This is a genomic window from Halomonas sp. PAMB 3264, from assembly GCF_031954245.1.
In the GTDB taxonomy this organism is placed as follows: domain Bacteria; phylum Pseudomonadota; class Gammaproteobacteria; order Pseudomonadales; family Halomonadaceae; genus Vreelandella.
In genome coordinates, this window is record NZ_CP134866.1 from 3019799 (window position 1) to 3033583 (window position 13785).

At 64.4% G+C, this 13785-nt stretch carries 12 protein-coding genes; 9 read left to right on the plus strand and 3 right to left on the minus strand.

Annotated features, from left to right (window positions below; all coding sequences use genetic code 11):
- Positions 1 to 12 precede the first annotated feature (12 nt).
- The 7 genes from ccoG (at position 13) to fnr (ending at position 7531) form a co-directional block, all read left to right on the plus strand.
- The gene (gene ccoG / locus RN347_RS13675; RefSeq protein ID WP_311958592.1) at positions 13 to 1386 is read left to right on the plus strand and encodes a cytochrome c oxidase accessory protein CcoG; all 1374 of its coding nucleotides are present in this window, start codon (positions 13 to 15) and stop codon (positions 1384 to 1386) included.
- Between the two features lie 3 nt (positions 1387 to 1389).
- Positions 1390 to 1899, plus strand: coding sequence for a FixH family protein (locus tag RN347_RS13680; protein ID WP_311958593.1), 510 nt, complete (start codon positions 1390 to 1392; stop codon positions 1897 to 1899).
- The gene (locus tag RN347_RS13685; protein ID WP_311958594.1) at positions 1896 to 4331 is read left to right on the plus strand and encodes a heavy metal translocating P-type ATPase; all 2436 of its coding nucleotides are present in this window, start codon (positions 1896 to 1898) and stop codon (positions 4329 to 4331) included. The genes RN347_RS13680 and RN347_RS13685 overlap by 4 nt, the downstream gene beginning before the upstream one ends.
- Positions 4328 to 4531, plus strand: coding sequence for a cbb3-type cytochrome oxidase assembly protein CcoS (gene ccoS / locus RN347_RS13690; RefSeq protein WP_311958595.1), 204 nt, complete (start codon positions 4328 to 4330; stop codon positions 4529 to 4531). The genes RN347_RS13685 and ccoS overlap by 4 nt, the downstream gene beginning before the upstream one ends.
- The gene (locus RN347_RS13695) at positions 4528 to 5226 is read left to right on the plus strand and encodes a sulfite exporter TauE/SafE family protein (protein WP_311958596.1); all 699 of its coding nucleotides are present in this window, start codon (positions 4528 to 4530) and stop codon (positions 5224 to 5226) included. Before ccoS ends, RN347_RS13695 begins: the two co-directional genes overlap by 4 nt.
- A 124-nt stretch (positions 5227 to 5350) precedes the next feature.
- Positions 5351 to 6760 (plus strand): oxygen-independent coproporphyrinogen III oxidase, encoded by a 1410-nt coding sequence (hemN, locus tag RN347_RS13700; protein ID WP_311958597.1) that lies wholly within the window; start codon positions 5351 to 5353, stop codon positions 6758 to 6760.
- Positions 6761 to 6790: 30 nt separating this feature from the next.
- On the plus strand, positions 6791 to 7531 hold the full coding sequence (fnr, locus tag RN347_RS13705) for a fumarate/nitrate reduction transcriptional regulator Fnr (protein ID WP_263586232.1): 741 nt from the start codon (positions 6791 to 6793) through the stop codon (positions 7529 to 7531).
- Positions 7532 to 7538: 7 nt separating this feature from the next.
- Here the strand turns inward: fnr and ttcA are convergent, their stop codons facing one another.
- From ttcA to RN347_RS13720, 3 genes are all read right to left on the minus strand, one after another.
- Entirely contained in the window at positions 7539 to 8441 is a 903-nt protein-coding gene (gene ttcA, locus RN347_RS13710; protein ID WP_263586231.1) for a tRNA 2-thiocytidine(32) synthetase TtcA, read from the minus strand.
- An 81-nt stretch (positions 8442 to 8522) separates the two neighbouring features.
- Entirely contained in the window at positions 8523 to 9170 is a 648-nt protein-coding gene (locus RN347_RS13715) for a DNA polymerase III subunit epsilon (protein ID WP_263586230.1), read from the minus strand.
- A 4-nt stretch (positions 9171 to 9174) separates the two neighbouring features.
- Complete coding sequence (locus tag RN347_RS13720) at positions 9175 to 10989, minus strand: putative nucleotidyltransferase substrate binding domain-containing protein (RefSeq protein WP_311958598.1); 1815 nt, start codon at positions 10987 to 10989, stop codon at positions 9175 to 9177.
- A 672-nt stretch (positions 10990 to 11661) separates the two neighbouring features.
- Between RN347_RS13720 and RN347_RS13725 the strand changes: the two genes are divergently transcribed.
- Together RN347_RS13725 and RN347_RS13730 are read left to right on the plus strand one after the other, a co-directional pair.
- Positions 11662 to 11925: a DUF4212 domain-containing protein gene (locus tag RN347_RS13725; RefSeq protein WP_409335768.1), complete on the plus strand. Its 264-nt coding sequence runs from the start codon at positions 11662 to 11664 to the stop codon at positions 11923 to 11925.
- A 4-nt stretch (positions 11926 to 11929) separates the two neighbouring features.
- Entirely contained in the window at positions 11930 to 13723 is a 1794-nt protein-coding gene (locus tag RN347_RS13730) for a sodium:solute symporter family protein (protein ID WP_263586228.1), read from the plus strand.
- Positions 13724 to 13785: the final 62 nt, after the last annotated feature.

The window sequence follows — 13785 nt, forward strand, 5'->3', positions numbered from 1 at the left end:
AGACCGAATTTGATGCAGCCGATTCCCCTACAGGACGTCACCCCGCCGCCGGCCACGTTTGGTGAAGCCGGTGTGCGCCTGCGCGGGCATCTTTACGTGCGCGAGAGCAAGGGGGTCTTCCAGGCGCTTCGCCGGCGGCTCAATGTGCTGTTGATGGGCGGCTTTTTTCTGCTGCCCTGGATCAATATTCAGGGCCGCCCGGCCCTCTGGCTCGACATACCCGGGCGCGAGTTCCACCTGCTGAGCGCCACGTTCTACCCTCAGGAGTTCATCCTGCTGGCGCTTTTATTCATCGCCGCCGCCTTTGGCCTGTTCTTCGTCACCCGGCTTTTAGGGCGGGTGTGGTGCGGCTACACCTGCCCGCAAAGCGTCTGGACGTTTCTGTTCATGTGGGTCGAGCACCGCCTGGAGGGCTCGCGCCATCGCCGCCTGCGCCGCGATAAAAAAGGCCCCGCCGTTTGGGCCCCGCGTAAGCTCGTCAAGCACGCGCTGTGGGCACTGATGGCGCTGGCCACCGGCATCACGATCGTGGGTTACTTCGCGCCGATCCGCACGCTCGCGCTCGACGTCGTGACGCTCGAGGCCGGTGGCTGGGCGCTGTTCTGGGTCGGCTTTTTTACCTTCTTCACTTATCTCAACGCCGGCTGGCTGCGCGAGCAGGTCTGCCTGCACATGTGTCCCTACGCACGCTTTCAGTCGGTGATGGTCGACCGCGACACGCTCACCGTGGCCTATGATACTGCCCGCGGCGAGCCGCGCGGGGGTGAGCCCACGTCCAAAGGCGACTGCGTCGACTGCCAGCTGTGCGTGCAGGTCTGCCCTACCGGTATCGACATACGCGACGGGCTGCAGTACGCCTGTATCCAGTGCGCGGCCTGCGTGGATGCCTGCGATACGGTCATGACGCGCCTTAACCGCCCCACGGGGCTGGTGGGCTACACCACCCAGAACCGCCTCGAGGGTCGTCCGGCGCCGCGCGCCTGGCGTTACCGAGCGGGGGCGCTTTTGCTGCTGGCGCTCACGCTCGCACTGCTTACGTGGGCGCTCACTCAGCGCGCGCCGGCAAGCCTCGAGGCCGAGCGCGCGCGCGGCACGCTCTATAGCGTCATCGAGGGCGGCGAGGTTCAAAACGTCTACCGGCTGACGGTGCGCAACCACGACCGCCAGGCGCATACCTACCGCCTGGGCGTCGAGGCGCTTACCGGCGCCCGGCTCGACACCCGCGCGATCAAGGTGCCCGGCGGCGGCTCTACAAACCGAGTCGTCAGCGTGAGTGCGCCCGCCGGCGCCTCCCCCAGCCAGTCGTTCAGCTTCGTGCTTGCCTCCGAGTCGGGCGAGCCGCTGGCGCGGCGGCCGGCGCGTTTTTTGAGCGGTGAGAGGAGATAAGCCATGTTCGAGCCCGCGCCGCCGCCCTGGTATCGTCAGTTCTGGCCCTGGTGCTTGCTGACGCTTTTGCTCTCGTCGATGCTGATGAGCGTGGCCTTTGCGGTCGTGGCGCTCAACACCTTCGACGGCATGGTGGTGCAGGAGGACTATTTCGAACACGGCAAGATGATCAACGCGGTGCTCGAAAAGGCCGAACGCGCCGAGGCGCTCAATCTTTCCGCGACGCTCTACGTCGACCCGATGACCCAGGACGTGGTGCTCGACCTCGAAGGCCAGGCGCGACCGGCAGCGCTCGCGCTCAGCCTGATTCACCCCACCCGGGACGAGCGCGATGTGCGCCTGACGCTGACTCACCGTCGGGGCGGCCATTACGTCGGCCAGGCCCCGGTGGGGCTTGCCTACCGGCGCTACGTGACGCTTGCGCCGAGCCAGGCGCCGGATTGGCGGCTCAACGGCGAGATTACCCTGCCAAGCGACGCCGCGGTGCGTTTGGCCCCGGCGGGGGCGCCGTGAGCGCGGCGTGTTACCACTGCGGCGCGCCGGTGCCCGCCGGCGCCCCCTGGACGATCACCCTGGACGGTGCGGCCAAACCGCTTTGCTGCCCGGGCTGCGAGGCGGTGGCCCACGCCATCGTCGAAGGCGGGCTCGAAGGCTACTACCGCTACCGCACCGAGCTCTCCCCCCGCCCGGCGGACGACCGCGCCCGGGCCGAGACCTGGACGGCGTTCGATCACCCGGAGTTGCAGGCGCAGTTCGTTCATCCGCGCGAGCGCGATGTCAGCGCCACGTTGGCGGTGGAGAACATCACCTGCGCCGCCTGTGCCTGGCTGATCGAGCACCATCTGAACGCACTGGAAGGCATCACCGGCAGCGCGGTGAATCTGACCGAGCACCGCCTGCGGGTGAGCTGGGACCCGGCCATACTCGCGCCCTCACACATTTTTGCCGAGCTGGCCGCGATCGGCTACGAGGCCATGCCCTTCGAGCCGGATCGGGCGCTGGCCCGCCAGAAGCGGGAGGCACGCATGAGCGTGCGCCGGCTGATCGTGGCCGCCGTGGGCATGATGCAGGTGGTGATGTTCTCGGTCCCGCTCTACGTGGCGGGGCCAAACGAGCTTGGCGATCACTTCTTCGCGCTATTTCACTGGCTGTCGCTCTCGCTGACCACGCCGGTGGTAGCCTTCTCCGCCTGGCCGTTTTTTCGCGCTGCCGCCAACGCGCTTGCCCACCGGCGGCTCACCATGGAGGTGCCGGTGGCACTCGCGCTGATGCTTGCCTATGGCGCCAGTGTCTACGCGGTGTTCAAGGGCCAGGGCGACGTCTATTTCGACTCCATCGCCATGTTCACCTTCTTTTTGCTGTTGAGCCGCCATATCGAAGCGCGCACCCGGCGCGCCGGCGGCAACGCGCTGAGCCACGCCCTGCCCGCCGCCGCGCTGCGCCTGGAGGACGACGGCGCGGAGCGGGTGGTGCCGGCGAGCCTGCTCAAGGCCGGCGAGCGGGTGAGAGTGAACCCGGGCGCCACGGTGCCCGCCGACGGCATCATCGAGCAGGGCGAATCGAGTCTCGATGAGTCGATGCTGACCGGTGAGTTTTTGCCGGTGACCAGACGCCCCGGCGGGCGCGTCATCGGCGGCAGCCAAAACGTGGAGAACGCGCTGATCGTGCGCGTCACCCACGCCGGGCGTGAGTCGACGATCAACAGCGTGCTCGACCTGACCGACCGGGCGTTCGCGCACCGCCCGCGGCTTGCCCGTATTGCCGACACCATGGCGCACCGCTTCGTGCTACGCCTTTTACTGGTCACGCTTTGCGTGGCCACCGCCTGGCTATTTATCGACCCTGACCGGGCGTTGTGGGTGACGCTTTCGGTACTGGTGGTCACCTGCCCCTGCGCACTGGCGCTGGCCGCGCCCACCGCACTGGCGACCGGCCACGCCGCGCTTTACCGGCGCGGCGTGCTGATCACCCGGGCCGACGCGCTGGAGGCGCTTGCCGGCGTGACCCGCGTGGTGTTCGACAAGACCGGCACGCTTACCCACGGCGAGATGCGCCTGGCCGCGACTCAAACGCTCGGCGCGTTAAGCGAGCCCCACGCCCGGCAGATCGCCGCCGCCATCGAGGCGCACTCAGAACACCCGATCGCCTCGGCGTTTCGCCCGTTTCGCGAGCCGGCGCTCACCGCGTGCGACGTCGTTCGTCACTCAAACCAGGGCCTCGGCGCCACGCTCGACGGCAAGCGCTGGCGCCTGGGCCGGGCGGCGTTCGCCGCGGGCGACATCACACCGCCCGGGCCCGGCCAGTGGCTGTTACTCAGCCGGGAAGGCGCCGACGGCGCTTTTACTCCAAGTGCCTGGTTTCGCCTCGAAGACACCCTACGCGACGACGCCGCCGAGACCGTGGCCAGGCTCCAGGCGCTCGGTCTCGACGTCGAGCTACTTTCCGGCGACGAGCGCGCTCCTGTCCAAGCGCTGGCCCAAACGCTCGGTATCGCGACCTGGCAGGCCCGCGCCACGCCTGAAGAGAAGCTTGCGCGCATCCAGGCGTTACAAACCAAAGGCGAGCGGGTGTTGATGGTCGGCGACGGCATCAACGACGTCCCGGTGCTGGCCGGGGCCGACGTGGCGCTGGCGATGAACGGCGCCACGGATCTGGCCCAGACCCGGGCCGACGCGCTGCTACTGAGCCCGCGTCTGGTCCGCGTGGTCGAGGCGCTCTCGCTTGCCCGCGCCACCCGCCGGGTGATGCGCCAGAACATCGCCTGGTCGGTCGCTTACAACGGTTTGGCGCTGCCGCTGGCCGCACTCGGCCTCGTGCCGCCCTGGCTTGCCGCGCTCGGCATGTCGCTGAGCTCGCTGGTGGTCGTCGGCAACGCCCTGCGGCTGAAACGCGGCGCACGCGGTCGCCGTCAGCATCTGCCCGCTCATCACTGGGAGCCCGCATGACGAGTCTTTATCTGTTGATTCCGCTGTCGCTGCTGCTGCTGGCGCTGGCCGTCTGGGCATTTTTCTGGGCGGTGAGCAACGATCAGTTCGACGACCTCGACAGCCCCGCCCATCGCATCCTGTTCGATGACGACCTGGCCGCGCCCCCCAGTCGCCGCCGGGCAAAAGCGCCCGCCGAGCGCGACGAGCCGCGCCGGTGAACCCCACCGGCTTCGATCTACCCCCGCTGCTTGCCGCCTGGGTATTTGGCCTGCTCGGCGGGGCACACTGCATCGGCATGTGCGGCGGCATCATGAGTGCTTTGGCCTTTGCGGTGCCGCCGAGCATGCGCCGCCCCGCGCGCATGGCCGGGTTGATGCTGGGCTACAACCTCGGGCGCATCGCAAGCTACATGGTGGCCGGGACACTTGCCGCCGCGCTCGGCACGCTGGTCACCCTCGCCCCCGCCGCGCGAGTGGTGCTCGAGGTCTTCGCCGCGGTGATGCTGATCCTCATGGCGCTCTATATCGCCAACTGGTGGAAGGGGCTTTTGGCGCTGGAAGGGTTGGGGCGAAGGCTTTGGCGCGTCATCGAGCCGCTGGGCCGGCGGCTGATGCCGGTGGTGCGCCTGCCCCAGGCGGTGGCGCTCGGCGCGCTCTGGGGTTGGCTGCCCTGCGGGCTGGTGTACTCGATGCTCGCCTGGAGCATGGCCACCGCCGCCCCGGCCCAGGGGGCGCTGTTGATGGGCGCCTTTGGTTTGGGAACGCTGCCGGCACTGCTGGCTACTGGCCTGGCCGCGCGAGCACTTTCAAACCTCATTCGCCACCCCGCCACCCGCACCCTGGCCGCGCTCGTCATCATCAGCTTCGCACTCTACCAGCTCGGGACGCTCTGGCCCCAGGCGGCACATCACTGAGCGTTTGCCCGGCGCGTTTGTCGGGCTTTCTTGACCTGACGCAAGAAGCCGCCAGGCGCGCCGGGGTATCTTCTAGGACGCCATCGAACGAACCTGGCGTTCGTTTCTCTGCCCGGGAGCCTTTATGCCGACCTGCGCCCACGCGACCGCTGCCCCCTTTGCCCCCGTTTGGGACGAGGCGCTCGTGCGCCGCTACGACACGAGCGGGCCGCGCTACACCTCCTACCCAACGGCGCTTGCCTTTCACGACGGCTTCACGTGTGATGACTTCACCCAGGCGCTTTCGCGCAGCAACCCAAGCGGCCGGGCGCTTTCGCTCTACGTGCACATCCCGTTTTGCGAGAAGATCTGCTTCTATTGCGCCTGCAACAAGATCGCCACGAAGAACCGTCAGCTCGCCGAGCCGTACCTTTCGCGGCTCGACCGGGAGATGGTGCTCGCCGCGCGCCACGTGGACACCTCGCGCCCGGTCGAGCAGCTTCATTGGGGCGGCGGCACGCCGACCTTTTTGACGCTGTCGCAAATGGGCGATCTGATCGACCGTCTCGATGCCCGCTTCGGGCTTTCGAGCGACCCGCACCGCGACTACGCCATCGAGATCGACCCGCGCGAGGCGGACGTGTTCACCCTGCGCCATCTGCAGTCGCTCGGCTTCAACCGGCTGAGCCTGGGCGTGCAGGACCTGGACCCGGACGTGCAGCGCGCCATCAACCGCGTCCAGCCACGGCAGTTGACCGAAACGCTGATGGACGAGGCACACCGGCTCGGCTTTGGCTCGCTCAACGTGGATTTGATTTATGGCCTTCCGCGCCAGAGCGAGCGCCGCTTTGCCGATACGCTCTCGCAGGTGATCGAGCTGGGGCCGGCCAGGCTTTCGCTTTTCAACTACGCCCACCTGCCCGCGCGCTTCGCGCCGCAGCGGCGCATCGATGAAGCCGAGCTTCCCGACGCTAACGAAAAGCTCGCCATGTTGCGTAAAAGCATCGAAATGCTGGCCAGTGCCGGCTACGTGCATATCGGCATGGATCACTTTGCCCTGCCCGAGGATAGCCTGGCCCGCGCCCAGCGCGAGGGCACGCTTACGCGTAACTTCCAGGGCTATTCGAGCCACGCCCAGTGCGATCTGATCGGGCTGGGGGTATCGGCCATTTCGCGCATCGACGATGTCTATGCCCAGAATCCGGTCAAACTCGACGACTACGCCGCGGCGCTCGATGAGGGGCATCTTGCGACCTGCAAGGGCCTTCGCCTGAGCCGGGACGACCTGATTCGCCGCGCGGTGATCGAGCGGCTGATGTGCGATATGCGCCTGGACCTGGCCCTGGTCGGCGCGCGCTTTGACATCGACGCCGAGGCTTACTTTTGTGATGCGCTGTCACGGCTCGCCCAGGCCGAACGTGACGGTTTGATCGAGCGCACGGGCGCGGTGTTGAACGTGACGCCGATCGGTCGGCTGTTGATCCGCCATCTGGCGATGGCCTTCGACGCTCATCTGTCGGCGCCGCTCGCCCAGCGCTACTCAAGAATCCTATAATGGGCACCTACGGTTTATAAGGAGATGGTAATGTCGACTCCCGCCCGCCAGCGCTCGGCGCTTTTGCAAGCCCCTCGCTGTCAGACCTGTAGCCTGAGCTCGCTGTGCCTGCCGCTGGCGCTTCAGATCGAGGATATCAGCCAGTTCGACGCGATCATTCGCCGCCGCGCGCCGCTCAAAAAGGGCGAGGCGCTGTTTCATCAGGGCGAGCGTTTTTCGAGCGTCTTTGCGGTGCGCTCGGGCAGTCTCAAGCAGGTCACCAGCGAAGGCTCGGGCTTTGAGCAGCTCACCAACTTCTATCTGCCAAGCGAGCTGGTGGGCCTCGACGGCATCGACGAAGAGACCTACCCGGGCAGCGTGATTGCGCTGGAAACCACCACCGTGTGCGAAATTCCCTTCAAGCATCTGGACACGCTTTCCGAGGAGCTTCCCGAGCTCAGGACCCAACTTTATCGTAGCATGAGCAAGGAGCTTCGCGACGACCGGCGCATGATGCGCCTTTTATCGCGCAAGACCGCCGACCAGCGCCTGGCGACCTTTCTCACGACGCTCTCGGATCGCTTTCGCCGCCGCGGCTACTCGCCCTACAGCTTTCGCCTCTCCATGGCGCGGGCGGATATCGGCAACTACTTAGGGCTAGCGGTGGAGACGGTCAGCCGCATTCTGAGCCGCCTTCAAAGCCAGCAGGTCGTCGCGGTATCCGGGCGGGAAGTGAACATTCTGGACATGGCCAGGCTCATTACCCTGGCCGATGAGGAAGCGGTAAACTGACGCTGGATCAGCCCAGGTTGAGCGCCGAAATACGCCCGGCCTTGAGTTCGGCCTGTTTGGCCTCGAGCCCCTGGAAGTCAAAAAGCGCGCGGTCGGCCAGCTGCGAAGGCGCCACGTTGGTGACCGCCTTGAACATGCTTTCGAGCCGACCCGGGAATTTCCTGTTCCACTCGGCGAGCATCTTCTTGACCTCCTGGCGCTGCATGTTCGGCTGCGAGCCGCACAGGTTGCAGGGAATGATCGGAAATTCCATCAGCCGCGAGAACTCGGCGATGTCCGCTTCCTTGCAGTAAGCCAGCGGGCGAATGACGATGTTCTTGCCGTCATCAGAGAGCAGCTTCGGCGGCATGGATTTCAGCGAGCCGCCGAAGAACATGTTCAAAAACAGCGTTTCGAGAATGTCTTCGCGGTGATGGCCCAGCGCGATCTTGGTCGCACCGATCTCTTCAGCGAAGCCGTAGAGCGAGCCGCGTCTGAGCCGTGAACAGAGCGCGCAGGTGGTCTTGCCCTCCGGGGTTTTCTCCTTCACCACCGAGTAGGTATCGCGCTCGAGGATGTGGTACTCCACGCCCTGGGCGTCGAGGTAGCGCGGCAGCACGTGCTCGGGGAACCCCGGCTGCTTCTGATCGAGATTCACCGCCACCAGCGAAAAGTTCACCGGCGCGTTGCGCTGCAGATTGCGCAAAATCTCGAGCATGGTGTAGCTGTCCTTGCCGCCGGACAGGCACACCATCACCCGGTCGCCTTCGTCGATCATGTTGTAATCGAGAATGGCGTTGCCGACCTCGCGCCGAAGCCTTTTCTGCAACTTGTTGAATTCGCGCTTCTGTTTGACGTCGTGAAGCTCGGCTGAACCGTTGGACGCGACAGCTTCCAACGCGACGGGGTCGAAGTGATCGGGTTGCTGCATGGTGTACGCACTGCCGGTGATGAGGATAAGGCGCTCATTCTATCAAGACTCCCGCCCCCACCCAATAACGTCGAGCGCCGCTCACGCCTCGAGCGCGGCGTCGCGCGTCAGACGCATGTACAAAAGCGCGCAGGCGCTCGCCTCGCCCAGAAGCGACGTCGCACCGGGGGGCGTCAGCCGCGCATGGCGAAGCGCCTGGTCGAGATCCGGCGCCAGCCGGGGGTCGATCGACGAGCGCTTCTGACGGCGCTGGTAGAGGCGTTCGATATCGACCTGGGCGTTGGGCAGCTCGAAACCCAGCCGCTGGTCGAACAGCCGGTTGACCGGCCCAAGCGTTTGATCGAGCCCCCACCCAACGACCGGACGATTGCCAATGAACTCGGCGAGCGTGGCGATGTTTTCCGCCGTAGGCGCCATGAGCGCCGGGGTCGGATGCTCCACCTGGTGGCGGCGCAGCGCACGCCTTGCCACCGTGTGGCGATCGGCAAGCGTTGCCACCCAGGCGTTTTGGGTCAGCACGCGGCGCTCGTTGAACACCACTGCGGCCACGCTCAAAATCGGATCGGTCGGGGCGAAGCGAAACGCCAGCGCCACCAGCTCCTCGCCAAGATAAGGATGGAACAGCCACTCGAAGGGCGAACCGGCCAGCCGTCGGCGGTCGCTCTCGCGCTTGAACAAGCTACGCAGCGAGCCGCCAAAGAGTGAAAAGTGTCGAGTCGTCAATTGCATACCGCTATGAGTACTCCAGGTGGTATCGGTGGGTAAGGCGCGCCTTGAACTCCTTGACGATGTGCAGCGCCTCGCGCAGCAGGTCGCGCTCGAGCGACGACAGGCTCTGCACCACCACGTGGTTGGCGAGCGCCGCCTGGCCGTTTGGGGCCGCCAACTGCTGGCGCAGGCGAAGCTCGCTGAAAAGCGCCAGCGCCTCGCCCAGGTCTTCGGCGAAGCGATGTTCCAGCCGGCCGTCGGCCACCAGCGCCTCGAGGCGCTCGAAGGTGCTTTCGGCGTCGATGCGCCGCTCCAGCGCCATGGTGCGCACGCCATGCACGATAGGAAAAATCCCGCCCTTTTTGATGTCGATGCCGTGCTCGCGCCTTTTCAACGAGCCGAACAGCGTCAGCGGCGTGGAAAAACTCAGCGCCGCCCGCGCCAGATAGCTCAGCAAAAGCTCATCGTCGGCGCAGCGCGCGTAGAGCGCCTGGCGCACGCGCCGGGCAAGCTCGGCGTTGCCGGCCACGGCCCGGGCGTCGAGCATGATGGCAAGCTTCATGAGGCTGTCGCCGTCGCGCTTCTCGGCCCAGCGCTCGATCCGCGCCTGCCAGGTCGCCACGCTCCCGACCCACTCGGGGTTGGAAACCATGATGTTACCCGGGCACGGCGGGTAGCCCAGCTCGACCAGCGTACGGGTGAGCGCCTGCATCGCCGCCGACGCCTCTGGCCAGCTGGCGTCGTCCGCAAGAATCAGGGCGTTGTCCTGGTCGGTTTTGAGAATCTGCTCGCCGCGGCCTTCGCTGCCCATCACCACCAGACAGCAGCGCTGCGTAGGGGCGTCCGGCGCGCCAAAGCCGAAAGCCTTGTGATGGATGCGGGCGTTGAGCGCCGCCAGAAGTTCCATGACGAAACGAAGCTTCACCCCCTGGGCCATTAGCGCCCGCACGAGCTCCGGGGTGCGTCGGCTCGCCTGGGCAAGCGCCTTCAAGTCGCCGGCCTTTTCGATTTGAAGCCCCACCACGTAGCTGCGGCTCGAAAAGTAGCTCAGCACGTCGGGAAGCTCGACGATGCCGGCCAGGGCTTCGCCGTCCATCACGACCACGCGCGCGATCTGGTGGCGCGTCATCAGCACCAGCGCCTCGAACAGGTACTGCTGCGGGGTAACGGTGACCAGCCCCGTGGGCGTCAGCGCCTCGAGCGGTGTCGATGCCGGCGTTTTCTCCACCGCTAACGCACGCAGCAGATCCGTTTTGGTCACCATGGCGTAGCCGCCTTTTGCGCTTACCAGCAGGCTGTCGGCCTGCTGCGCCAGCAGCGTATGCACCGCCTGCTGGAGCGGCTCGCGGGCGTCGAGTACAAGCGGGGCGCGCATGCACTCACTCACCCGCGCCAGCATGAAGCCGGCCATGGTGATGCCGTCCACTGCGCGGCGCTCGGCCAAAAGTTGGGTCTTGTGGGCAAGCGTCTCCCGGAAAAATGCCTCGAAGGCCGGGTAGTGCTGACAAAGCGCGCTGAACGTCTGCTTTTGCAACACGTAGCAAAGCGTCTCCTGCTCTGCTTCGAAGCGGTAGCGACTCTTGCCGTTCAAAAGGCTGATCGCTCCGAACACATCACCTTCGGTGTAGTGGCCGATACGTGTCCGGGCTGCGGGCTCTGCCGGGTCGAGCTCGGCGACCTCGCCCTTGTGAATGATGAAAACGCCTTCGCCGGGCTGACCGGCCTCGAGAATGACGTCACCGGTATCGAAATAGGCGAGATCGAGTCCGTCGCGCACCCGCGCCGTGCCCGCTTCGTCGAGCAGGGAAAACGGCAGTTTTGAAAGGTCGACCTCGATCATGCGTCACCTGCTTAAAAAGCCACGCTCGCGCTGGATCCGACAATGGGAAAACGTTCGACCAGTGATGCGAGCTGGTTAAACCGTGTATACCCGCGGATAGTGCGGCGTTAGCGCTGATTGTTCTTATTACTACTTCCTGTGACTGACTACTTCCTGTGACTAACGCGGGTTACTCGCGCTTGTTACTAAAGTCTATAAACTCGGCGCCCAACAAATACTTTTTAAAAGCGTCGAGTTTGAATAAAGCGTTCTAAAAGAAGAGTAGCGACGCTCGATAAAAACGACTGAAAGGAGATTAATTGGGTTAATAGACTATCGTCGCCTCCTTACCAAAGTCGTATTCAAGGGGCTTCAAAACGCCATTGTATAGAGTAATTTAGCGCTATTTTTCAGGTTGCCAATAGCGCCTTTAGTCCGTGATACCAAAGTCTGGATTTCTTTTTTCCATTTATTGGCCAGTATTAGCCTGAGTTTTGAAGATAACATTGCCTTAGGGCGTACGACTTATCGTGTCAGGTGGCAAGGAGGGAGTATCTGACGCTCGGTGGCGGGCACCAACCCGGCATAAAAATCGCTTTAAAGGGAACACATTAATCGCTCGATACGGTCAGGCGCTTTGCGCCGGCCGCGTTTGGACACTTTCCAACCTTAAAATCATAAATGGAGAGCACCATGATAGCAGATGATAAATCCAACGCTGCTGCTTACTGGAAGGCCAACGTTCGCTTGATCACAGGCTGTTTGGTCGTTTGGGCGTTCGTCTCCTACGGCTGCGCCATCCTGTTTCGCCCGCTTCTGGCGTCCATTCCTGTGGGCGGCACGGATCTGGGCTTCTGGTTCGCCCAGCAGGGCTCGATTCTGACCTTTATCGCGCTGATCTTCTTCTACGCCTGGAGAATGAACAAGCTCGACAAGAAATTCGGCCTGGGAGAGTAAGCCAATGAGCCAGTTTGCCATCAACTTACTGTTCGTCGGCGCCTCCTTCGCGCTCTATATCGGCATCGCGATATGGGCACGTGCCGGCTCTACCAAGGACTTCTACGTCGCCGGTGGCGGCGTTCATCCGGTGACCAACGGCATGGCGACCGCCGCGGACTGGATGTCGGCGGCGTCGTTCATTTCCATGGCCGGTTTGATCGCCTCCGGCGGCTACGCCAACTCCACCTTCCTGATGGGCTGGACCGGCGGCTTCGTGATTCTGGCCATGCTGTTGGCGCCTTATCTGCGCAAGTTCGGCAAGTTCACCGTGCCGGACTTCATCGGCGAGCGCTTTTATAGCCGCACCGCCCGCGTGGTCGCGGTGGCGTGTCTGATCATCGCCTCGGTCACCTACGTTATCGGTCAAATGACCGGTGCGGGCGTGGCGTTCTCGCGCTTTCTGGAAGTGCCCAGCACCTGGGGCATCTGGATTGCGGCGGTCACCGTGTTCTTCTACGCGGTGCTCGGCGGCATGAAGGGCATCACCTACACCCAGGTGGCGCAGTACGTGGTGCTGATCGTCGCCTACACCATTCCGGCGGTGTTCATCGCCATGCAGCTCACCGGGAACCCGATTCCGATGTTCGGCATGTTCAGCACCCACACCGAGTCCGGCGTGCCGCTTCTGCAGAAACTCGACGACGTGGTCAACGCCCTGGGCTTCCAGGACTACACCGGCGATGTGGACAACAAGCTCAACATGGTGCTGTTCACGCTGTCGCTCATGATCGGTACCGCGGGTCTGCCCCACGTCATCATCCGCTTTTTCACCGTGCCGAAGGTGGCCGACGCGCGCTGGTCCGCGGGCTGGGCGCTGGTGTTCATCGCCCTGCTCTACCTGACCGCCCCGGCCGTGGCCTCCATGGCCAGGCTTAACCTGATGACCACGGTGTATCCGGAAATGACCGGTCAGGTCGAGGATTACGAGGCCGCCGCCGAGCCGATCCTCTACGCCGACCGCCCGGCCTGGTTCCAGACCTGGGAAGATACCGGCCTGATCGTCTACAGCGACGTCAACGATGACGGCCGCATCCAGTTCTACAACGACACCAGCGAAGGCTTCACCGGCACCGCCGAAGAGCGCGGCTGGGCGGGCAACGAACTGACGGTCAATAACGACATTCTGGTACTGGCCAACCCGGAAATCGCCAACCTGCCGGGCTGGGTAGTCGGCTTGATCGCGGCGGGCGGTATCGCGGCGGCGCTGTCCACCGCGGCGGGGCTGCTGCTGGCGATCTCCTCGGCGATCAGCCACGACTTGATCAAGAACACCATCAATCCGAACATCAGCGAGAAAAAGGAGATGCTGGCGGCGCGGATTTCCATGGGTGGGGCGATTTTGCTCGCCACGTACCTTGGTCTCAATCCGCCAGGGTTTGCCGCACAGACGGTGGCGCTGGCCTTCGGGATCGCCGCGGCCTCGCTGTTCCCGGTACTGATGATGGGGATCTTCTCCACCCGCATGAACAGCGCCGGCGCCATCTGCGGCATGCTGGCGGGTCTGATCTCGACGCTTCTCTATATCTTCACCTACCTTGGCTGGTTCTTCATCCCCGGCACCAACATGCTGGCCAATACGCCGGATAACTGGTTCATCGGAATCTCGCCGCTGTCGTTTGGCGCGGTGGGTGCGATGATCAACTTCGCCGTGGCCTTTGCGGTATCGCGCGTGACCGCGCCGCCTCCCCTGGCGATCCAGGAGCTGGTGGAAAGCGTGCGCTATCCGAAAGGGGCTGGTGCAGCCGTCGACCACTAAGCCATAATCGAAGCCGCAAGGTTTCATAAAAGAAAGGTTTCACAAAAGAAAGGCGCGTGCGG